The sequence below is a fragment of the Streptomyces sp. NPDC052016 genome (genome assembly GCF_044548445.1).
Classification (GTDB): Bacteria; Actinomycetota; Actinomycetes; order Streptomycetales; family Streptomycetaceae; genus Streptomyces.
Genome location: NZ_JBIUBX010000009.1, coordinates 87,273 through 109,002 on the forward strand (window position 1 = coordinate 87,273; position 21,730 = coordinate 109,002).

Consider the following 21,730-nt stretch of genomic DNA (forward strand, 5'->3'; position numbering starts at 1 on the left):
GTGCGAGGACGAGGCCCGTCAGGGCAGCGGCGGGGTCCCGGGGGGCAGCCCCCGGGCGGCACCGTCCCGGGGGTCAGGCTTCCGGGGCGAGCGTGACGCACGCGCCCTTGCTCCACCACGGAGGCAGCATGGCGATCGCCTCGTCCCCCAGCGGGTTGACGCCCGGTCCGGCGGCCAGGGAGTGCGCCACGAGCACGTGCAGGCACTTCACACGGTCCGGCATGCCGCCCGCGCTGGGGAAGCCCTTCAGCTCCTCGATCTCGTCCCGGCGCCGGATGTAGTCCTCGTGGGCGGCGCGGTAGGCGGCGGCCAGCTCCGGGTCGGTCTGCAGCCGCTCCGTCATCTCCTTCATCACGCCGTTCGCCTCGAGCGTGCCGATCGCGGAGTTCGCCTTGGGGCACGTCAGGTAGTACAGCGTCGGGAAGGGGGTGCCGTCGGGGAGGCGGGGGGCCGTCTCCACCACGTCCGGCTGGCCGCAGGGGCAGCGGTGCGCGATCGCGCGCAGGCCGCGCGGCGGGCGCCCGAGCTGCTGCTTGAAGGCCTCGACGTCCGCGTCGGTGGGCTCGGTGCGCGGAGTGGTCGGCGGGGGCGTTTCCATGCCTGTCTTTCTATCGGGTTCGGTTCACTGGTCGGAGGCGTCGGACTTGTCGACCCCGTCCCAGACGTTCGAGTACCAGGGGCGGTCCGCGGCCCCCAGGTCGGACCGGGCCTGCTTCGCCGTGTCCGGTTCGATGACGATGAAGGCCGTCTCCCCCGGCATCACGTAGTGCAGCCGCTGCCGGATCTGCTGCTCGGCGTACGCGTCGTCCTGCCAGCGTGCCTTGAGGTCGCGCAGTTCCTCCACCCGCTCCCTCGCCTGCTCCTTCTCACGCTCCAGATCGGCGATGTCGGCGCGCTGGGAGACGTACTGCCGCATGGGGTAGGCCAGGGCCACGACGAGCGAGCACAGGACGAGCGCGAGCAGGGCCGCACGGCCGGTGAGGCGGGAGCGGCGGGCCTGGCGGCGAGTCTGGGAGCGATAGACACGGGCCGCCGTCTGCTCTCCGATCAACCGGATCCTGGTCGCGGTGGAGAAACGGTCCCGGTCCTTCACCGCCATCTTCCAGCCTCCGTTCACACGCGCGTACGTCCCCGCACACGGTACGGGACCGAGTACGGGGACGTACGTACGACTGGCTGAGCCGTGACCCTGTACGGATCAGCCCTTGAAGCGCGGGAAGGCGCTGCGGCCGGCGTACACCGCGGCGTCGTCGAGGATCTCCTCGATGCGCAGCAGCTGGTTGTACTTGGCGACGCGCTCGGAGCGGGCCGGGGCGCCGGTCTTGATCTGGCCGCAGTTGGTGGCGACGGCCAGGTCGGCGATGGTGACGTCCTCGGTCTCGCCGGAGCGGTGGGACATCATGCACTTGAAGCCGTTGCGCTGGGCGAGCTCGACGGCGTCCAGCGTCTCGGTCAGCGAACCGATCTGGTTCACCTTCACGAGGAGCGCGTTGGCGGCGCCCTCCTCGATGCCGCGGGCGAGGCGCTCGGGGTTGGTGACGAACAGGTCGTCACCGACGAGCTGGACCTTGTCACCGAGCTTGGCGGTGATGGTCTTCCAGCCCTCCCAGTCGTCCTCGAACAGCGGGTCCTCGATGGAGACGAGCGGGTACGCCTCGACGAGCTCGGCGTAGTACTCGGTCATCTCGGCGGCGGAGCGCTCCTTGCCCTCGAAGGTGTAGGAGCCGTCCTTGTAGAACTCGGAGGCGGCGACGTCGAGCGCGAGGGCGATCTGCTCGCCCGGGGTGTAGCCGGCCTCCTTGATGGCCTCGAGGATGAGGTCGAGGGCCTCGCGGTTGGAGCCGAGGTTCGGGGCGAAGCCGCCCTCGTCGCCGAGGCCGGTGGACAGGCCCTTGTTCTTCAGGACCTTCTTGAGGGTGTGGTAGACCTCGGTGCCCCAGCGCAGGGCCTCGGAGAAGGACTCCGCGCCGATCGGGGCGATCATGAACTCCTGGATGTCCACGTTGGAGTCGGCGTGCGAGCCGCCGTTCAGGATGTTCATCATCGGCACCGGCAGCAGGTGCGCGTTCGGGCCGCCCAGGTAGCGGAAGAGGGGCAGGTCGCTGGCCTCGGAGGCGGCGTGGGCGACGGCGAGGGAGACGCCGAGGATGGCGTTGGCGCCGAGGGAGCCCTTGTTGTCGGTGGCGTCCAGGTCGAACATGGCCTGGTCGATCAGGCGCTGCTCGGTGGCGTCGTAGCCGACCAGCTCCGGGCCGATCTGCTCGATGACGGCGAGGACGGCCTTCTCGACGCCCTTGCCCTGGTAGCGGTTGGGGTCACCGTCGCGGAGCTCGATGGCCTCGAAGGCGCCGGTGGAGGCGCCGGACGGGACGGCGGCACGACCCGTGCTGCCGTCGTCGAGGCCGACCTCGACCTCGACCGTGGGGTTGCCTCGGGAGTCCAGGATTTCCCGGGCTACGACGACGTCGATGGACGGCACGAGCATCTCCTTCTTGGGATGTGACGCTGGTTGTGCGGGGCACATGGGCCGTGACGGGCCCTGGGTGAGCCTTGCGACTAGAGCCTAACCGCCCCGGGGCCGTCGGCAGCCGACCGACCGTCCCGTGGACAGACTGACCGTACACATTGTTCCCGGTCGGAACAAAGAGGGTGGAGGAATCACCGGAGAAGAAGGCGACCGCCGGAACAGCATCGGGCCGACGCGGGCGGGCAGAGAAAAGCCCCGCCCCGGTGCGTACGGGGGAACACGCACCGGGGCGGGGAGCCCGTGGGGGACGGGGGGGACCCTCACGAGGTCCTCAGTGTGCGGGCCTCGGCTGTGGGGGAGCCTTGGCCGCGCTGTGGGCCGGCTGTCACTTGAGGTGCAGCTGCTGGCCCGGGTAGATCAGGTCGGCGTCCTCGACGATGTCCTTGTTCAGCTCGAAGAGCTTCTCCCAGCCGCCCTTGACGCCCTGCTCCTGGGCGATGGTGCTGAGGGTGTCGCCGGCGACGACCTTGTACTCGCCGTCGCCCTTCTTGACCTTCTTGCCGGTCGGGGTGGTGACCGTCTTCTGCGACGTGGCGGCCGGGCGCTCGGCGGAGCGGGAGGCGCTCTGCTGCTCGGTCGAACGGGTCGCGGCCCCGGAGTTCGAGGAGGAACCGGAGTCGCCGGAGGAGCCGCCCGTGTAGGCGGCGTTGGACAGGCCCTTGCCGCAGACCGGCCAGGCGCCCTTGCCCTGGCCCGCGAGGACCTTCTCGGCGATCTCGATCTGCTGCGACTTGGTGGCCTTGTCGGCGGTGGAGGCGTACTGCGTGCCGCCGTACGCGGCCCAGGTGGAGGCGGAGAACTGCAGACCGCCGTAGTAGCCGTTGCCGGTGTTGATGGACCAGTTGCCGCCGGACTCGCACTGGGCGACGGTGTCCCACTCGGCGGCGGTGGCGGCGGAGGCGCTGCCGGCCGTCATCAGCGGGGCGGCGACGGCGGCGGTGGCGACACCGGCGACGGCGATGGCGCGGGTGGCCTTGGACGGACGACGGTGCTTGCCCTTGCCGGAAAACAGCATGGATCGATCCCCTCACCGACGCCTGCGAGGTGAGCTGTCGGGTTCGGGCCGGTTGAGTTGCCCGGCCACTCCTCCGTGGGAGGCGTGGCTTCACCCCGAGCCGCTCCGGTCAACTGCCCGGTGCGGCACCTACCTTGGGTCCCCCGCTCCTGCCTACGGCGCTTGACGCGACGACTGTTCCCGGGCGGCCGCTGGCAGGATTCGGCGTTGCGACAGCCGGGGCTCGGGTTGCCGAGCGGTCATGACCGTAGACACGCGATCGACGGAATTTCAAAGACGATCAGGGCTTCTGAGACTCATCCCACACTTTCGCCAAACCGGACATTCAGCGCGAAGCGTGACGTGAACTCCCGTCGTTTTCTCGGCTTTTCGGCCCTATTCGACACCTGTCGCAAGAGTCTGACCGGGAACGATGTCGCTCGGGTCGGACCCGATGAGGTCCTCGTTCTCGGCGTAGAGCGCACGCCATCCGCCGTCCAGGCCAAGGGAGTCGGCGATGGACTCGAGGGAGTCGCCCGACCGGACGGTGTAGGTGCCGCCCGCCCCGCCGAGGGTGCTCGCCGCATGCCGGCCGGAGGAGGCGGTGGACGCGCCGCCGGTCGCACTCTCGTCGGCGGTGCCGCCGCGATGACGGCCGGAGCCGGAAGCCGCGTCGACGGCTCCGGTGTCGACGAGGCTCCAAGAACCCGCGCTCTGTCCGGACTTGTCCGAGTCGCCCGTCTCGGGCGTCGCGGTGGGTGAGCTGTCGCCCGTCTCCGCATCGCTCGCGTCCGAGCCGGAGGAGGCGCCGGGCGCCGAGGAGTTGTCCGACGCGGAGGAGGAAGGGGACGAAGGGGACGAGGAGGGCGTATCCGTGGAATCGGCGGAGGACTCGGCGGACGGGTCGGCGGAGGCGTCGCCGGAATCCTCCGTGGAACCGGAGGACTTCGAGGAGTCGGACGACCCTCTGGACAGGTCGGACAAGCCGGACGTTATGGAGGAGTCGGACGAGTCGTCCGCCACGCCCGTGTCCAGGTCCACCGAACCGGACTTCTCGGTCAGTCCGGACGTCAGCCCACAGGTGCCCCACGCGCCCACACCCTGGTCGGCGAGGACCTTCTGGGCCACGGAGATCTGCTGGTTGCGGCTGGCCAGGTCGGGACGCGTGGCGAAGTCGAGGCCGCCGTACGCCTCCCAGTCCTCCTGGGTCAGCGACAGTCCGCCGTACTCGCCGCCGCCCTCGTTGGCGCTCCAGGAGCCGCCGGTCTCACACTCGGCCACCTTGTCCCACACCGAGCCGTCGGCGGCGCTCGCCGCGCTCGCACCGAGCAGCGGGATGGCGATGGCGGAGCCGGTCACGCCGGCCGCGACGAGGAGGGCCGGGGCCTGACGGGGGCGACGGTGACGACCGTTCCCGGAGAGCATGCGGGGCGCCTTTCTCGAGACAGCAGTGACCGCGCGACGGGGTGGTGCCGGGGCGTCGCGCTGACGAGTGAACGTATCGGCAGACGATCACTTGTCACAAGTTAATGCCGCGCAGATCACGTGAAGATCACAGAGTTGAGAAACGGTCACCTTTGCTTCGCTCTACGGGCACATAACGGTCGGTCAGCGGACGGGTGCGGCCGGTGCGGAAGGATCGGAGGGCGTTCCGGGTCCGGAGCCGGTGGGCGCGACCGGCGTGAACTCGACGGGGAGGGTGCGCAGTCCGCGCATGATGAGGCCGCCGCGCCACCTCAACTCGGCCGGGTCCACCGCGAGCCGGAGGTCGGGCAGGCGGGTGAGGAGGGTGGCGAGCGCGGTCTGGCCCTCCAGGCGGGCGAGCGGGGCGCCCAGGCAGTAGTGGATGCCGTGGCCGTAGCCGAGGTGCTGGTTGTCACGGCGGGAGAGGTCGAGGGTGTCCGGGTCGGTGAAGCGATCCGGATCGCGGTCGGCGGCCGCCAGGACGACGAGGACGGGGTCGCCGGGGGCGATGTCCTGGCCTCCGATGGTCAGGGGCCGGGTGGCGAAGCGCCAGGTGGCGAGCTCCACCGGGCCGTCGTAGCGCAGGAGTTCCTCGACCCCCGTCTCCAGGAGGCCGCGGTCGCCCGCGGCGAGGGAGGTCTGGAGCCGCTGTCGCTGCCCGGGGTGGGTGAGGAGGGCGTAGGTGCCGTTGCCGATGAGGTTGACGGTCGTCTCGAAACCGGCGAACAGGAGGATGAACGCCATGGCGGCGGCCTCGTTCTCGGTGAGGTGCTCGCCGTGGTCGGAGGCGCGGATGAGGCCCGAGATGAGGTCCTCGCCGGGGGCGGGCTCGGGGGGCAGGGCCTCACGCTTGCGGTGGATGAGCTCGGACAGGTAGCCGCGCATCTTCTTCACCGACCGCGCGACGCCGCCGCGCGGGCCGCCGCCGTGCCGGATCATCATCCCGGCCCAGTCGCGGAAGTCGTCCTGGTCCTCCCGGGGGACGCCGAGCAGGTCGCAGATGGCGTAGATGGGGAGGGGGAAGGCGAAGTCGTGGATGAGGTCGGCGGACCCCTGCCGGGCGAAGCGGTCGATGAGGTGGTCGGTGAGCTCCTGGACACGGGGCCCGAACTCCGCGACACGGCGGGGCGTGAAGGCCTTGCTGACCAGGCGGCGTAGGCGGGTGTGGTCCGGCGGGTCGATGTTCAGCAGATGCGTCATCAACTCGGCCTTGCGCTCGCCGGGGATGCCGGTCTTGCCCTTGGCGTGGGCGGGCTCGTCGTGATGCGCCGGGTTCTTGGACAGCCGCTGGTCGGCGAGGGCCTGCTTGGCGTCGGCGTACCGGGTGACCAGCCAGGCCTCCACACCGCTGGGGAGCCGGGTGCGGTGCACGGGGGCGTGCTCGCGCAGCCAGGCGTAGGCGGGGTAGGGGTCGGTGGCGAACTCCCAGGTGAAGAGGTCGGGAGCCGGTGGGGGGTCGGTCGGGGGGTGGGGCTGGTTGGTCACTCCTCGACGGTAGCCCGGTTCGCGGCGCGGGCTTCGCGGAGGGCGGTCGGCTCGGTGGCCGCGGCACGCGAACCGGATGCGGCCGCTCTGGCCGGCCGGTGTTCGGCGCGGTCGAGCAGGAGGGGGCCGAGGTCGCGCACCACGGCGAGGCGGCCGGCCTCCGCCGCCACCTCCAACTGGCGGACGGCTTCGGCGTGGTCGCCCCGCTGGGCGAGGTACCTGCCGAAACGCAGGGCCGATCCCGGGTCCTCCTCCGCCGGCCTCCGTAACCAGAACCGGGCCTCGCCGGCGTCCTCGGCGAAGCCGGCGAGGCCAGCGAAGCGGGCGAGGGTGAACATGGCGTCCAAGTCGCCCTCGTCACCCCTCGCGCGCAGAGCCGTGCGGCCCGACCGCACCACGGTGCCGTAGTCGCCCAAGCCGTGGGCCCGCGCCATCTCGGCCGCGCTGAGCCGGCCCCTCGGCCCCACGGGGGGCAGGTCCGGCGATCGCAGGGCGTCCGCGACCAGGGGCCCGCTCGCCCGCCAGGTGTCGGGCGCCTCGCCGGGGCCGCCCGGTGCGGCGAGAGTGCGGGCCGGGCGTCGCGGGCCTGGGACGGCTTTGCGGACCCCTAGGTCCCTTCGGTCGCCCGGATCGCGTCCCGGTAGGCCCGCGCCGCCGCCCGCAGGGCCGCCTCCGGGTCCACGCCCTCCGCCTCGGCCCGGGCCGCCAGGGCGAGCAGTTCGTAGCCGATGCCCTCGGAGGACGGCAGGGGGACCTCCAGGCCCGCCGACCGGACCCTCGACGCCAGCTTGGCGGCCAGGGCGAGGCCCGGCTGGTGGAGCGGGATGCCGTCGGTCACGGACTCCCGGCGCTTCTCGACCGCCTTCGTGCGGAGCCAGTGCTCCTTGACCTCCTCCGGGGTCGTGGCCGTCGCGTCGCCGAAGACGTGGGGGTGGCGGTGGACGAGCTTGGTGACGATCGTGGCCGCCACGTCGTCGATGGAGAAGGGGGCGTCCTCGTCCTCCTCGGCGATACGGGCGTGGAAGACGACCTGGAGGAGGACGTCGCCGAGTTCCTCGCGGAGCTCGTCCCGGTCGCCGTCCTCGATGGCCTCGACGAGTTCGTAGGCCTCCTCGATGCCGTACTTGGCGAGGCCCTTGTGGGTCTGCTGCGACGACCAGGGGCACTCGGCGCGGATGCGGTCCATGACCTGGATCAGGTCGAGGAGACGGGCGCCCGGCAGGTCGTAGGAGGCGGGGAGCAGCTCCAGCTCGGGCAGGGCGACGCGGCCGGAGCCGGCCAGGCGGGCGAGGCCGTCGGTGAGGGCCGGCTCACCCTCGCCGGTCGCGACGACCACGACCGTGCGTCCGCCGGCGCAGGCGGTGACCAGGTCCTCGGCGGTCGGGGCGGCCTCGTCGACCCGTATGCCGGCCTCGCGCAGGTACGGCAGCTGCGGGTGCGCGCCGTCCGCGCACAGGACACGGTCGGCGGAGCGCAGGGCCTGCCAGGCGGGCCAGGACAGCAGGCCGGGAGCGACACGGTGGCTGGTGGTGAGCAGGACGACTCGGCCCGTCGCGGAGCCGGTGGGTGCGGTCACATCGTTCACACCTCGAACGTAACCCACGCCCGCCGACCGCCCCGGGAGTTGTCCACAGGACCGGGCGGCCGGTCATATGGTCAGGTCGTCTGCTGGTTCCCCACCGGGCTGATCTGCCGTACCCACGGCGTCTCCGCGTCGACGCGGGTGACCTTCTCCGCGTTCCAGCTGCCGTAGCGGGGGTTGAGGTCGACGCCGAGGGCATCGGACGCCTTCGAGAGGGCGTCCCAGAAGACCGGCTGGCTGGTGTCCGTGCCGAGTTTCGCGGCGAGCTTCTGGGCCTCGAGCTGGAGGCGGAGGTTCTCGTCGAGGCGCTGCGGCGGGATGCCGTACTGCTGCAGCCACGTCATCTCCAGGCCCTTCGCGCCGCCCGCCTGCTGTTCCAGGCCGACCCGCATCTGCTGGACCTCCTTGCGGCTGACCGTCACGCCCGCGTCCTCGGCGGCGCGATGCAGCACCCGGTCGAGGACCATGCCGTGGAGGGTGTCGCGGGTGAGGCTGCCGGTCTGGGCGATGGCCTGCGCGTACTGGGTGTCGTCGGTGACCGCCGCCCGCTGGGCAGCGCGGACCTCGTCGACCCGGTTCTCCAGCTCGGACACGGTGATCCGCTGGCCGCCGACGACGGCCGCCGCGCCCGGATGCGCATCGTTTCCGCAGGCGGTGAGGAGAGGGCCGGCCGCGACGATCGCGGCGGACAGCAGGAGCGCGGTGCGACGACGGCGGCTGTGCAAGGAAGCCTCCCGAGGAGATTGTGCGACGGTGCACAAAGTCTTGCGGTGATCGATGGTAGGCAGTGGTACGCCTGTGGCCAACCCATTCGACCAACGATTCACCGGGACTTGCGGCACCGCCGCGCCCGTCCGACGGCCCGCCCCCGCGTGCGTGGCGTCGCCGCCGGCGTCCGTCCCGCGCCGGACCGCCTCGGCCGCCGCCGCGAGGAACGCCGTCGCCCGCACCAACGGCGGCGCGCTCGGCTCGGTGCGCGCTCCCCTCGCCACGCGATCCGCTCGGTGCGCGATCCCCTCGCCACGCGATCCGCTCGGTGCGCGATCCCCTCGCCACGCGATCCGCTCGGTGCGCGATCCGCTCGGTGTGGCTCAGCCGACGATCGCGACCGGCGCGTCCCACGCGTCGCGGTCGACGGTGATCGTGTAACCGCCGCGCGTCTCCTTGCTGTTGACCATGTACTGGTGGCCGCGGCTGTGGTTCGTGTACTGGGTGGAGCCCCACGGCCAGTCGGCGGTGGTGGTGTTCTGCTTGTCCCAGAGCGCGTACCAGAGGTTGCCGGGCAGGTCCGTCTTGTTCGTCGCGTTGGCGATGGCCTTGGCGCTGGAGCTGCTGAAGCCGTAGAGGCCGGCGCGGTAGACCTTGGCGCGCAGCGCCTTGGTGAAGGAGCGGACGTACGTCAGCACGGCGTCGTTGCACGCCTTGTCGGTGATGTCGTACGGCTCCATGTCGAGGTAGACGGGGCTTCCGGCCTTCATGCCGAGGGCGGAGGCCTTGGCGACCGCGTCCGCCGCGTCCTTCGCGCCGAGGGAGGCGGCGGTGGAGGCGGTCAGCCTCTCGGGGCTGGAGCCGGTCTGGCAGGGCGGCTGGGCGCCGACGTAGATCGGGATGAGCTTCCAGCCGATCGAGTTCACCGACTTCACCCAGGACGCGGTGAGGTTGGGCTGGTTGCAGCTGCGGTTCTTGCCGCCGACGTAGACGGCGGCGGCGCCGTAGAAGCCGTCGCTCTTCCACGCCTTCATCGCGGCCAGGGAGGGCGCGGCGCAGGTGTCGAAGGCGCGGCCGGTGTAGGTCTTCTGGGCGGGCCAGGTGGTGGCCGCCATCGACTGCTGTGCCGCGATCCCGGCACCGGCGACGACGACCGCGCCGGCCACGCCCCACGTGATGTATCTGCGCTTCTTCGACTGCCGGTGCTCGGCCATCCCCACCCCATCATCGTGTGCACGGTTGTTCGGATCCCCTGGAGGTCCTGGAGGCACCGTAGCCCGCGTCGGTCCTGTGACCGGGAAACACGGGCCTCCCGAAGCGACAAGATTCCCTCATGCCGCGGTAAAGAAGGAGAGGTCCGCCCCCGTCCGCCCGTGCCCTACCCTTACTCCCTCACTACTTGGGGGCATCACTTGGGGGGCGGTATGACGACGGCGACGACGGGCGCGGAGAAGAGACTCGAGGGCGGCTGGTTCCAGCGGCTGGCCTGGACGGCCCTGGTGTGGGGCGCGCTGGGTCTGCTGGTGTGGGTGCCGTTCCTGTATGTCGCGATCCGGCGGGGCCGGCCCTCTGACTGGGGTGCCTTCGCCGCGTTCGCGCTGTACGAGGTCGTGACCCTGCCGTGGGCGCTGATCACGGCCGACGGGGACGGAGACGCGTTCCTGGGGATCGCCGTGATCGTGACGCTGCTGACGGCCACGTGGATGCTGCTGTTCGCCATGTTCGACAAGAAAGCGCCGGCGTACGCGGCGGGACAGCCGAGCTATCCGTATCAGCAGGGCTATCCGTACGGGCGGTAGGCGCCGGGCTCCCAGCGGGCGCCTCCTCCCTGCAGGCGCCTCGCCCGAGGGACGCGGCTGATGGCGGCCGTTTCCGCCTTCGTCAGCCGCCGCACTGCCGCAGCATCATCCGCTTGTCCGGTTCGGTGACCGGCAACTCGTACTTGACGGCGACCTGGGCGAACCGGACCGCGTAGGCGCACCTGATCTGCTTGTCGGGCGGCAGCCAGGACGCGGGTCCGGAATCGCCCTTGGCGGAGTTGGCCCGCCCCTCGACCGGCATGAGATTGAGCGCGTCGTTGGCGAGTTGCTCGCGCTTGTTCTCCGACCAGCGCGACGAGCCCATCTGCCAGCTGTAGGACAGCGGCACGACGTGATCTATCTGTACCTCGGCGGCCTTCTGCTTGCGCCACTCGATGGTGGTCCCGGTGTACGGGTCGTCCAGCGTCATGGCGATGACCACGCAGTCGGAGCCGGTGCGGAAGCGCAGGTTCTGACCATCACGACGGATCAGATCGTTCCGGGTGTCACACCCGTTCCTCGCGAGCGGCACCCCGTCGGCCGTGTCCATCCACGCGTAGCCGAACTTGTCGCGGTCGTAGCCCGTTTGCGGCCCCCGGCCCTTCGTGGAGAGCTCCTCGATGAGCTTGCGGGCCGCTGCCTTGTCCGCGTCCGTCGTCACGGGCGCGAGCCCTGGCTTCGTACCGTCCGGGTTCCTGAGCGGGCTGACCGCCCGCCCGTCCGGCGCGGCCGGCCCGGATCCCGCGGACGACGCCTCTTCGCCGAGCCCCTCGCATCCCGAGACGAGCAGCACGGCAGCCGCCGACAGCGTCACCGCGCGGACGAAGCACGCGCGCCCCACTCTCCTGCGACTCACGTGCGCCCCTCCCCTTGTTTTGCCCACCGCTGCCAACCCGCACAGGGCGGCTTCCCCTGTCGGGCTCGGGTACACCGTAGGCGAGGGGGCGCGCGAAGGCGGACGGGCGGTTCCCACCACACCGGCTCCACGTGGGCATGGGGGTGAACGGCGCACATCTCAGCAGCGGATGCACCGGCGGCTCGGCATGGACGAGGACCGGCCCGACCGACCCGAGCAGCAGCCATAGTCCGGCGACGCACGCCAGCCGGGCCGAGGCCGTCCGCGAGGGCAAGCGCCCGGGCGGCTCCCCTGCATCCCCGTCACCGCCCGGGGCGTCACACCTTCCCGATGCCCAGCGTCGACTCCGAGGGCAGCAGACCGGAGCCGATCACCGTGACCCAGTAGTCGCCGAGCAGGACGGCCAGACGCTCGCTGTCCTCCGGGCCGAGGGCCTGCCAGGGGCCGAGCGCGAGCCGGTCGGTGTCCTGCTCGACACGGCGGCGCAGTTCACGGCCCGCCTCGGTCGCCCTGCCGTCGGCGTCGACCAGCCCTCGCGCGGTCAGGCGCTCACGCGCCGCCGTCCACTCCTGTGGCGTCCAGCCGCGACTGGCGAACCGCTCGACGGACGCGGCGCCCGTCGCGGCGAAGGACACCAGCGCCTCGGACGGGTCGAGTCCCGCGGTCAGCAGGGCGGCGAGGTGGCCGTCGCCGCGGTGTTCGCGCAGGATCGTCGCCGCCTGCCACAGCTGAAGGTGCGGCTCGGTGGGCCAGTCCAACGCGGCGTTGGCCGCGGCGAGAGGGCGCCCCGCCGGGTCTGCGGCCGCGGCCGCGCGGCGGGCGAGGGCGGCGGCCTCGACCATCTCGGGGCTGCCCGCACGGTCGCCGAACAGAGTGCGATACGTCCGGTCGATGCCGCGCAGTCTCGCCGCCAGGACCGCTTCCGGGGCTGCGGTCCTCCAGGCGTCGTCGATGTGCCGGGCGACCATGCCGGGCTGGAAGCTGTAGAAGGCGGAGGCCACCACCCTGCCGCCGACCGCACCCAGCGGTGCGGCGCGCATCGGGAAATAGCTGGGCCAGCGGTCCTCGGTGGAGTAGCCGAGCGCGCCGACCTCCTCGAAGACTTCGGGCGCGTAATACAGCACCGCGTGCAGGGGTTCGAGGAGATGCCAGAGGCGGCGCGCCTGAGCCGGCGGCACCTGACCCGGGTCACGGCCTCCTTCCGGACTCGCCGCCCGGTTCTCCGCACGTTCGGACATGACGTCCCCTCCTCGTCCTGCTCAGCAGCCCTCACAACTTGACACTGACAAGATTGCCCGACGCCCGCGAACTTGTCAATGACTAGATCCGGCGTACGCTGCTGTCCATGAGCGACCGCCCCTATCACCACGGCGACCTGCGGCGCGCCATCCTCACCGCCGCCCTCGACGTCATCGCCGCCGACGGCCCCTCCGGTCTGAGCCTGCGGGACCTGGCCCGCCGGGCCGGCGTCTCGCACGCGGCACCGGCCCACCACTTCAAGGACCGCACGGGACTGCTGACGGCGATCGCGGCGGAGGGGCACGGCCTGCTGGCCGCCGCGCTCAGGGACGCCTCGGACCTACGGGACGCGGGCGTTCGCTACGTCCGCTTCGCCCGTGAGCACCCGGCGCATTTCCAGGTGATGTTCTCGCCGGAGCTGCTGCGCGCCGACGACCTCGAACTGACCACGGCCCGCAGCCTCTCCGCCACCGCCCTGACCGACGCCGTCGCCGTCCGCGCACCCGGGCGCGAGGACGTCGACGCCCGGCTGGCCCGGATCGCCGTCTGGTCCCTGGCCCACGGCTTCGCCACGCTCCTCCTCGGCCACAACCTCGACCACCTCCTGGCCGGCGAGAACCCCGAGGAGATGTTCCGGGAGCTGCCCATGGGGGTGTTCCACTCGGCCTGAGCCGCCGGTCGCCCCGGGCCGGCAACCGGCTGGGGTTGGGGGCTGGTGCGGCCTTGCCGAGGACGACGACAGCAAGGCCCGGCAACGGCTCGGCCCGGCCGGCCCCACGGAAGGCCGGGGCCCACCGGGCGAGGTCCGGCAACGGCTCAACCCGGGCCAGCACCCACGGAAGACCGGGCCTGCCGGGCGAGGCCCGGCGCCTCCTCACCCTGGCCCAGCTCTACGGAAGACCGGGGCCCACCGGGCGAGGTCCGGCAACGGCTCAACCCGGCTCGGCACCCACGGAAGACCGGGCCTGCCGGGGAGGCCCGGCGCCTGCTCACCCTGGCCCAGCTCTACGGAAGACCGGGGCCGGCCGGGCAAGGTCCGGCGCCTGCTGAGCTCGCCCAGCCCAACAAAGACTGGGACCCGGCAGGCAAAGTCCGGCAACGACTCAACCCGGCCCGGCACCCGGAGGACCGGGCCTGCCGGGCCAGGTCCGGCAACGGCTCACCCCGCGCTGTCCCAGCCCACAGAAGACCGGGCCCGCCAAGCAAGATCCGGAGCACCTGCTCAGCCCGGCCCGGCCCCGCGGGAGGCCGGGTCCGGCGTCCTACGACCCCGTCCTACGACCCCAGCACCGACGCCAGGAACTCACCCACCCAGCCCAGCAGTTCCCGCCCGACCAGCGGCTTGCCGCCCACCTTCGCGGTCTTCGGGCGGGGGACGAGGACCTGGTGGACCGCCGGCTTGATGACGCTGCCGGGGTAGAGCCGCTTCAGCCGCAGCTCCTGCGACTCCCGCAACTCCACGGGCGCGAAGCGGATGTTGGTGCCCTGCAGGACGATCTCGCCGACGCCGCACGCGCGCGCGAGCATCCGCAGGCCGGCCACCAGCAGCAGGTTCTCCACCGGCTCGGGCAACTTGCCGTAGCGGTCGACGAGTTCCTCGCGCACGGCCTTGACGTCCTCCTCCGAGTTGGCGGAGGCGACGGAGCGGTAGGCCTGCAGGCGCAGCCGCTCGCCGGGGGCGTAGTCGTGCGGGACGTGCGCGTCGACGGGCAGCTCGATCTTGACCTCGAGCGGCGGCTCCTCCTCGATCCCGCCGGTCTCCAGCTGACGCCGGTAGTCGGCGACGGCCTCGCCGACCATGCGGACGTACAGGTCGAAGCCGACGCCCGCGATGTGGCCGGACTGCTCGCCTCCCAGGAGGTTGCCCGCGCCGCGGATCTCCAGGTCCTTCATCGCCACGTACATGCCCGCGCCCATCTCGGTGTGCTGGGCGATGGTGGCGAGACGCTCGTGCGCGGTCTCGGTGAGCGGCTTCTCCGGCGGGTAGAGGAAGTAGGCGTACCCGCGCTCGCGGCCACGGCCGACACGGCCCCGCAGCTGGTGGAGCTGGGAGAGGCCGAAGGTGTCGCCGCGTTCCACGATCAGCGTGTTGGCGTTGGAGATGTCGATGCCGGACTCGACGATCGTCGTCGAGACGAGCACGTCGAACCGCTTCTCCCAGAAGTCGACGACGACCTTCTCCAGCGCCGACTCCGACATCTGCCCGTGCGCGGTGGCGATCCGCGCCTCCGGGACGAACTCGCGCAGCCGGGCGGCCGCGCGGTCGATCGACTCGACCCGGTTGTGGATGTAGAAGACCTGGCCCTCGCGCAGCAGCTCGCGGCGGATGGCGGCGCCGATCTGCTTCTCCTCGTACGGGCCGACGAAGGTGAGCACCGGGTGGCGCTCCTCCGGGGGCGTGGTGATCGTCGACATCTCGCGGATGCCGGTGACCGCCATCTCCAGGGTGCGCGGGATCGGGGTCGCGGACATCGTCAGCACGTCGACGTTGGCCCGCAGCTTCTTCAGCTGCTCCTTGTGCTCGACGCCGAAACGCTGCTCCTCGTCGACGATGACCAGGCCCAGGTCCTTGAACTTGGTCTCGGAGGAGAACAGGCGGTGGGTGCCGATGACGACGTCGACCGAGCCGTCCTGGAGGCCCTCCAGGACCGCCTTCGCCTCGGTGTCGGTCTGGAAGCGGGACAGCGCCCGCACGTTGACCGGGAACTGCGCGTACCGCTCGCTGAACGTCCCGAAGTGCTGCTGCACCAGCAGCGTCGTGGGGACGAGGACCGCGACCTGCTTGCCGTCCTGGACGGCCTTGAAGGCGGCGCGGACGGCGATCTCCGTCTTGCCGTAGCCGACGTCGCCGCAGATCAGCCGGTCCATCGGGACCGACTTCTCCATGTCGTCCTTGACCTCGGCGATGGTGGTGAGCTGGTCGGGGGTCTCCACGTAGGGGAAGGCGTCCTCCAGCTCCCGCTGCCAGGGGGTGTCCGCGCCGAAGGCGTGCCCGGGGGCCGCCATGCGCGCGCTGTACAGCTTGATCAGGTCCGCCGCGATCTCCTTGACGGCCTTCTTGGCGCGCGCCTTGGTCTTCGTCCAGTCGGCGCCGCCCAGCCGGTGCAGGGTGGGTGCCTCGCCGCCGACGTACTTGGTGATCTGCTCCAGCTGGTCGGTGGGGATGTAGAGGCGGTCGCCGGGCTGGCCGCGCTTGGCGGGGGCGTACTCCACGACCAGGTACTCGCGCGTGGCGCCCTGCACGGTGCGCTGCACCATCTCGATGTAGCGGCCCACTCCGTGCTGCTCGTGGACGATGTAGTCGCCCGCCTCGAGGGTGAGCGGGTCGATCGTCTTGCGGCGGCGGGCCGGCATGCGGGCGCCGTCCTTGCCGGCCGCCTTCTGCCCGGACAGGTCCGTCTCGGTGAGGACGGCGAGCTTGAGGGCGGGGTCGACGAAGCCGTAGTCGATCGAGCCGCAGGAGACGTGGACGAGCGAGGGGGACAGCTCGGTCAGGTCGGCGTCCAGGCGGGCGGCGACGCCCTCGCCGCCGAGCACCTCCACGGTGCGGGCCGCCGGGCCGTGCCCCTCGGTGACGAAGACAACGCGCCAGCCGTCGGCCAGCCAGCCCTTGGTGTCGGCGAGCGCCTTCGCCGTGTCACCGCGGTAGGTCTCCGGGGCGCGCATACCGAGCTGGAGGGTGTCCGCCTCCAGCTCGAGGTCGGCGGCGAACGGCGACACCGACCACCACATCATGTCCAGCTCGCGAGCCCGGTCCCGCACGTCCGCGATGGACCACAGGGAGGCCGCGCCCACGTCGATGGGGGCCTCGCCGCCGCCCGCGGTGGCCGCCCAGGACGCCTGGAGGAACTCCTGGCTCGTCGCGACGAGGTCGGCGGCGCGCGTACGGACCCGCTCCGGGTCGCACACGACGGCCATGGCGCCCTTGGGCAGGACGTCGAGCAGCAGCTCCATGTCGTCGACGAGGACCGGCGCCAGGGACTCCATGCCCTCGACCGCGATCCCCTCGGCGATCTTGCCGAGCAGCTCGCCCAGCTCGGGGTGCTGCTCGGCGAGGGCACGCGCGCGCGTGCGGACGTCGTCCGTGAGGAGCAGTTCACGGCAGGGCGGAGCCCACAAGCCGTGCTCGGCGACTTCGAGCGACCGCTGGTCGGCGACCTTGAAGTAGCGGATCTCCTCGACGTCGTCGCCCCAGAACTCGATGCGCAGGGGGTGTTCCTCGGTGGGCGGGAACACGTCCAGGATGCCGCCGCGTACGGCGAACTCGCCGCGCTTCTCGACCAGCTCCACGCGCGCGTACGCGGCGGCCGCGAGTGCTTCCACGACCTCGTTCAGGTCGGCCGTCGCGCCCGACCTCAGGGCCACGGGCTCGAGGTCGCCGAGGCCCTTGACCTGCGGCTGGAGCACCGATCGGACCGGGGCCACGACGACGGAGACCGGGCCGGTCTCCGGGTCGTCGGGGCTGGGGTGGGCCAGGCGGCGCAGGACGGCGAGGCGGCGGCCGACGGTGTCGCTGCGAGGGCTGAGGCGCTCGTGCGGAAGCGTCTCCCAGGAGGGGTACTCCACGACGCCGTCCGGGGGCAGCAGTGAGCGCAGGCCGGCGGCCAGGTCCTCCGCCTCGCGGCCGGTGGCCGTCACGGCGAGGACGGTGCGGGACGTCTCGCGGGCCAGGGCGGCGATCGCGAAGGCGCGGGCCGCCGGCGGGCCGACCAGGTCGATGTGCATGCGGTTGCCGTCTGCGGCGGCCGGGATCGCTTCCGCGAGGGCGGTGTCCTTGACTACGGCGTCGAGCAGACCGTGCAGGCTCATGGAGGGGCTTTCCGTCCGGGGTCCGAGGGGGCGGTGGGGGTGGCGTGTGATGCCAGTGACGCCCTTGGGGTGTATGGGGTTGGCGGTCGGCGTAGGAGAGGTGGGCGGTGGGGCGAGGTGGGCGGTGGGGCGAGGTGGGCGGTCGGGCGAGGTGGGCGGTCGGGCGAGGTGGGCGGTCGGGATGGGCGGTGGGCAACGCGAAGGGCCCGACGCGTGTCACGGGCCGGGGGTGTCCAGAGTACGACGGGGCGGTGCGGTGTGCCGGGGGCTGTGGACAACACCGGGGGTGTGGGGATGTGCGGGCGACTTCGGGGGCGGCAGTGGGGGGCGGTTGTCGGGGTGCGGGGTGGTGTCAGTGGGCCGTGGGTTTTTCGCCCCCGCCGCCCCCTACCCGTCCCGTCCTCCAGGGGCTCCGCCCCTTCGACCCCGCCTGGGGCTCCGCCCCTTGCCCCGGCGGGGCTGCGCCCCTGCACCCCCTTCGGCCCTGAACGGGCCTCGTCCTCGAACGCCGGACGGGCTGAGTCGCCTGGGCTGGAATGCCTGCCACCCCCCGAAAAGCCCCCACGCGCCCGCGGACCCGCCCGGGTCCGTCGTCGAAGCGTCGCCGGACTCGGCAAAAGCCCGGTACCGAGGAGCCCCCCGTGGCTCCTCGGTACCGGGCTGCCCCCGTCTGTGGTGGTCAGTCCGTCGCGATCGCGTTCAGAACGTTCATGCGGCCCGCGCGGAACGCCGGTACCAGGGCGGCGAACAGGCCCACGAAGGCGGAGGCGATGAAGACGCCGATGATCGTCGGCCAGGGGATGTCCAGGACCTTCAGGCCCTCCATGGCGAGGAGCTGCTGGGCGGTAGCGCCCCAGGTCATGCCCAGGCCGAGGCCGAGCAGGGCGCCGAAGAGGGCGATGACGACCGACTCCATGCGGATCATGCGACGGAGCTGGCGGCGCGAGAGGCCGATGGCGCGCATCAGGCCGATCTCACGGGTGCGTTCCACCACCGACAGGGCCAGGGTGTTCACCACGCCGAGGACCGCGACGATGATCGCCAGGGCCAGCAGGCCGTAGATCATGTTCAGCATCTGGCCGATCTGGTCCTTCAGTGCCTCTTTGTAGTCGGTCTGGTCGCGCACGGTGTACTGGGGGTAGTCGTGCAGCGCGGACTTCAGGGACGTGTAGGCCGCGTCCTGCTGCCCCTCCTTCGCCGTGGCGAAGACGAGGACGTCGAGGGGCATGCGGTCCGCCGGCACGTACTTGGCCGTCGTCGTGATGGACGCGTACATCGCGCCCTTGTCGATGACGACCTCGTCGCTGGTGATCGCGCGGACCGTCAGGGTCGCCGTGGTGCCGTCCTTGAAGTCGACCTTCACAGGGGACCCGACGGTGATGCCGTGCTCCTTGGCGAAGCCCTCGAAGACGGACATCGAGTCGGGCCGGTAGGCGTCGGCGAGGTCGCCGGCCACCGTCTCGGTGCGCACGTCCTGTGCGTAGGTGGGGTCGGCGGCGTTGATCGTCTCACCCTTCGACGTCTTGCCGTCGGGTGTGGTCAGGTCGGCGTCGAGGACCTTGTACTCGGTGACCCGCTCCAGGCCCGGCGTCTTCTTCACCGCCTGCACGGCCTGCGGGATGATCGGCTGGCCCTGGTCGGACTGGACGATGAAGTCGGTGCCGACGGACTTGTCGAGCTGGTCGGTGGCCGAGGCGACCATGGAGGAGCCGACCACCGACAGGCAGGCGACCAGGGCGAGGCCGATCATCAGGGCGGCGCCGGTGGCGCCGGTGCGGCGCGGGTTGCGCAGGGCGTTGCGTTCCGCCATCCGGCCGACCGGGCCGAAGGCGCGCAGCAGGACGGCGCCCAGGACACGGACCACGCCGCCGGCGAGCAGCGGGCCGATGACGACGAAGCCGATCAGGCTGAGCACCACGCCCAGGCCCAGCCAGAGCGAGCCCTCCTTCGCCTTGTCGGCGGTGGCGGCCAGGTAGAGGCCGTAGGCGCCGGCGCCGGTGAGGAGCAGACCGAGCACGGCCCTGACGGCGCCGGCCCTGGCGTCGGCGGGGGCGCCGGCGTCGCGCAGGGCGGCCATCGGGGAGACCTTGCCGGCGCGGCGGGCGGGCAGGTAGGCGGCGAGGACGGTGACGACCACGCCGAGGACCAGGCCGATCACCGGGGTGGTCCAGGCGACCGTCAGGTCGTCGGTGGACAGGTTCATGCCGGTCATGCTCATGAGCTTCATCAGGCCGATGGCGATGCCGACGCCCGCGCCGACGCCGAGGACGGAGCCGACGACGCCGAGCAGCAGCGCCTCCGCCAGGACCGAGCGGTTGACCTGCTTGCGGGACGAGCCGATGGCGCGCATCAGGCCGATCTCGCGGGTCCGCTGGGCGACCAGCATGGAGAAGGTGTTGATGATGAGGAAGATGCCGACGAGGAAGGCGATCCCGGCGAAGCCGAGCATCGCGTACTTCATCACGTTGAGGAACTCGCCGACGTCCTTCTGGTTGGCGTCGGCGGTCTCCTTGGCGGTCTGCACCTTGTAGTCGGCGCCGATCGCGGCGGCGACGTTCTTCTTGAGCTGCGCGTCGCTCACCCCGGCCGTGGCCGTGACGTTGACGTTGGTGTAGACGTTCCGCTCGCCGACGAGGATGTCCTGGGCGGTCCTGGTGTCCAGGTAGAAGATGGCCGCGCCGGGGTTGGTGACCTGGAAGGCGGCGATGCCGGAGATCTTCGCGGTGTGCGTGCCGACCGCGCTGATCACGGCGATCTCGTCGCCGAGCGCGAGGTCGTGCTTGTCGGCGGTGTCGGCGTCCACCATGACCTGGTCGGGGCCCTCGGGGGCCGCGCCCTTGGTGATCTTCATGGTGCGGGAGTCGTTGTCGTTCCAGTTGCCGACGATGGTCGGGGCGCCGCTGGAGGGCGACAGGCTGTCCTTGTCGGCGTCGACGACGGTCACCGCGGACGAGAAGACGGTGCCCTCCGCCGACTTCACGCCGTCCACCGCGCGGACCTCGCCGAGCACGCCGGCCGGCATGACCGGCGGCTTGCCGTTGCCGGAGGTGGTCTCGCCGGTGTCCGAGGCGCTCTTCGCGCTCACCGTGACGTCGGAGGAGGTGGCCGCGAACAGCTTGTCGAAGGTGGTGTTCATGGTGTCGGTGAAGACCAGCGTCCCGCAGACGAAGGCCACCGAGAGCAGGACCGCCACGGCCGAGAGGGCCATGCGTCCCTTGTGCGCGAAGAAGTTGCGCATCGAGGTCTTCATGACGGTCATGACGTGCGCCCCCGGGCGTCGAAGTCCTTCATGCGGTCCAGGACCTGGTCGGCCGTCGGGTTGTGCATCTCGTCGACGATCCGGCCGTCGGCGAGGTACAGCACGCGGTCGGCGTAGGAGGCGGCCACCGGGTCGTGGGTGACCATCACGATGGTCTGGCCCAGTTCGTCCACGGAGCGGCGCAGGAAGCCCAGGACCTCGGCGCCCGCGCGCGAGTCGAGGTTTCCGGTCGGCTCGTCGCCGAAGATGATCTCGGGGCGCGCGGCGAGGGCGCGCGCCACGGCCACGCGCTGCTGCTGGCCGCCGGAGAGCTGGGTGGGGCGGTGCTTGAGCCGCCCGGCGAGGCCGACGGTCTCCACGACCCGGTCCAGCCACGCCTTGTCCGGCTTCCGCCCGGCGATGTCCATCGGCAGGGTGATGTTCTCGATGGCGTTCAGCGTCGGCAGCAGGTTGAACGCCTGGAAGATGAACCCGATGCGGTCCCGGCGCAGTTGGGTGAGCTTCTTGTCCTTCAGCCCGGTGATCTCGGTCTCGTCCAGGTAGATCTGGCCGGAGGTGACGGTGTCGAGGCCGGCGAGGCAGTGCATCAGGGTGGACTTGCCGGACCCCGAGGGGCCCATGATCGCGGTGAACCGGCCGCGTGCGATGTCCACGTCGACGTGGTCCAGGGCGACGACCTTGGTCTCCCCGGAGCCGTACGCCTTGACGACCTGCCGCGCCCGCGCGGCAACGGCCGTACGCCCTCCAGTGCCCCCGTGCCTGGGAATGGTTACAGCCGAAGTCACGGTGAATCTCCTATGTCGGGATCGGATGAGACGCGAGAGGTACCGCGTCGGTGCTCGGTGAGCCGCGGTGCGAGGTGGTACGTCGAAGAGTCTGTCGGCGAGGCCGGGTCGGGCGCGCTGGTGCTCGGGCCCGTCTTTGCGGGGGGTTAACCCCACCCCTCGACCGTGGGGGTGGCCCGCCCCCAGCGGCGTGAAGCCAGGTTAAGGACCGGGCCGGGTCCGT

Annotated in this window: 17 protein-coding genes and 1 riboswitch; of the genes, 2 read left to right on the forward strand and 15 right to left on the reverse strand. The window is 71.6% G+C overall.

What is annotated here, in order from left to right; genetic code table 11:
- Nucleotides 1-73 precede the first annotated feature (73 nt).
- The 10 genes from ACIHAR_RS13440 to ACIHAR_RS13485 all read right to left on the reverse strand — a co-directional run bounded on the left by ACIHAR_RS13440 (nucleotide 74) and on the right by ACIHAR_RS13485 (nucleotide 9,974).
- Nucleotides 74-598, reverse strand: a complete 525-nt coding sequence (locus ACIHAR_RS13440) for a DUF501 domain-containing protein (protein WP_365466338.1) — start codon at nucleotides 596-598, stop codon at nucleotides 74-76.
- A gap of 24 nt (nucleotides 599-622) precedes the next feature.
- Complete coding sequence (locus ACIHAR_RS13445; protein ID WP_365466336.1) at nucleotides 623-1,099, reverse strand: septum formation initiator family protein; 477 nt, start codon at nucleotides 1,097-1,099, stop codon at nucleotides 623-625.
- A 99-nt stretch (nucleotides 1,100-1,198) separates the two neighbouring features.
- Nucleotides 1,199-2,479, reverse strand: coding sequence for a phosphopyruvate hydratase (eno, locus tag ACIHAR_RS13450; RefSeq protein ID WP_365466334.1), 1,281 nt, complete (start codon nucleotides 2,477-2,479; stop codon nucleotides 1,199-1,201).
- Nucleotides 2,480-2,852: 373 nt separating this feature from the next.
- Entirely contained in the window at nucleotides 2,853-3,542 is a 690-nt protein-coding gene (locus tag ACIHAR_RS13455; RefSeq protein ID WP_365466333.1) for a transglycosylase family protein, read from the reverse strand.
- 4 nt (nucleotides 3,543-3,546) lie between these two features.
- A riboswitch (cyclic di-AMP (ydaO/yuaA leader) is annotated at nucleotides 3,547-3,713 on the reverse strand.
- Nucleotides 3,714-3,917: 204 nt separating this feature from the next.
- Nucleotides 3,918-4,946: a transglycosylase family protein gene (locus ACIHAR_RS13460; RefSeq protein WP_400019244.1), complete on the reverse strand. Its 1,029-nt coding sequence runs from the start codon at nucleotides 4,944-4,946 to the stop codon at nucleotides 3,918-3,920.
- A gap of 183 nt (nucleotides 4,947-5,129) precedes the next feature.
- Nucleotides 5,130-6,470: a cytochrome P450 gene (locus ACIHAR_RS13465; RefSeq protein ID WP_400019246.1), complete on the reverse strand. Its 1,341-nt coding sequence runs from the start codon at nucleotides 6,468-6,470 to the stop codon at nucleotides 5,130-5,132.
- Nucleotides 6,467-6,904 carry a hypothetical protein gene (locus ACIHAR_RS13470; protein ID WP_400019248.1) on the reverse strand — a complete coding sequence of 146 codons (438 nt, stop codon included), beginning with the start codon at nucleotides 6,902-6,904 and terminating at the stop codon, nucleotides 6,467-6,469. The genes ACIHAR_RS13465 and ACIHAR_RS13470 overlap by 4 nt, the downstream gene beginning before the upstream one ends.
- A gap of 173 nt (nucleotides 6,905-7,077) precedes the next feature.
- On the reverse strand, nucleotides 7,078-8,055 hold the full coding sequence (locus ACIHAR_RS13475) for a nucleoside triphosphate pyrophosphohydrolase (protein ID WP_400019250.1): 978 nt from the start codon (nucleotides 8,053-8,055) through the stop codon (nucleotides 7,078-7,080).
- A 71-nt stretch (nucleotides 8,056-8,126) separates the two neighbouring features.
- Entirely contained in the window at nucleotides 8,127-8,777 is a 651-nt protein-coding gene (locus ACIHAR_RS13480) for a SurA N-terminal domain-containing protein (protein ID WP_400019252.1), read from the reverse strand.
- Between the two features lie 366 nt (nucleotides 8,778-9,143).
- A complete protein-coding gene (locus ACIHAR_RS13485) occupies nucleotides 9,144-9,974 on the reverse strand; it encodes a glycoside hydrolase domain-containing protein (RefSeq protein WP_400019254.1) in 831 nt (276 codons plus the stop codon).
- A 210-nt stretch (nucleotides 9,975-10,184) separates the two neighbouring features.
- On the opposite strand from ACIHAR_RS13485, the gene ACIHAR_RS13490 reads away from it, so the two are divergent.
- Nucleotides 10,185-10,559, forward strand: a complete 375-nt coding sequence (locus ACIHAR_RS13490) for a hypothetical protein (RefSeq protein ID WP_365466321.1) — start codon at nucleotides 10,185-10,187, stop codon at nucleotides 10,557-10,559.
- 82 nt (nucleotides 10,560-10,641) lie between these two features.
- Here the strand turns inward: ACIHAR_RS13490 and ACIHAR_RS13495 are convergent, their stop codons facing one another.
- Nucleotides 10,642-11,367, reverse strand: coding sequence for an HNH endonuclease family protein (locus ACIHAR_RS13495; RefSeq protein ID WP_400019412.1), 726 nt, complete (start codon nucleotides 11,365-11,367; stop codon nucleotides 10,642-10,644).
- Between the two features lie 365 nt (nucleotides 11,368-11,732).
- Nucleotides 11,733-12,653 (reverse strand): hypothetical protein, encoded by a 921-nt coding sequence (locus ACIHAR_RS13500; protein ID WP_400019257.1) that lies wholly within the window; start codon nucleotides 12,651-12,653, stop codon nucleotides 11,733-11,735.
- A gap of 107 nt (nucleotides 12,654-12,760) precedes the next feature.
- Here ACIHAR_RS13500 and ACIHAR_RS13505 point away from each other — a divergent pair, with 107 nt between their 5' ends.
- Entirely contained in the window at nucleotides 12,761-13,324 is a 564-nt protein-coding gene (locus tag ACIHAR_RS13505) for a TetR/AcrR family transcriptional regulator (protein WP_365466315.1), read from the forward strand.
- A gap of 605 nt (nucleotides 13,325-13,929) precedes the next feature.
- Here ACIHAR_RS13505 and mfd read toward each other — a convergent pair.
- The 3 genes from mfd to ACIHAR_RS13520 all read right to left on the reverse strand — a co-directional run bounded on the left by mfd (nucleotide 13,930) and on the right by ACIHAR_RS13520 (nucleotide 21,507).
- On the reverse strand, nucleotides 13,930-17,463 hold the full coding sequence (gene mfd, locus ACIHAR_RS13510; RefSeq protein WP_400019260.1) for a transcription-repair coupling factor: 3,534 nt from the start codon (nucleotides 17,461-17,463) through the stop codon (nucleotides 13,930-13,932).
- 679 nt (nucleotides 17,464-18,142) lie between these two features.
- Nucleotides 18,143-20,722 (reverse strand): ABC transporter permease, encoded by a 2,580-nt coding sequence (locus ACIHAR_RS13515; RefSeq protein ID WP_400019262.1) that lies wholly within the window; start codon nucleotides 20,720-20,722, stop codon nucleotides 18,143-18,145.
- Nucleotides 20,719-21,507: an ABC transporter ATP-binding protein gene (locus tag ACIHAR_RS13520; RefSeq protein ID WP_365466309.1), complete on the reverse strand. Its 789-nt coding sequence runs from the start codon at nucleotides 21,505-21,507 to the stop codon at nucleotides 20,719-20,721. Before ACIHAR_RS13520 ends, ACIHAR_RS13515 begins: the two co-directional genes overlap by 4 nt.
- Nucleotides 21,508-21,730 lie beyond the last annotated feature (223 nt).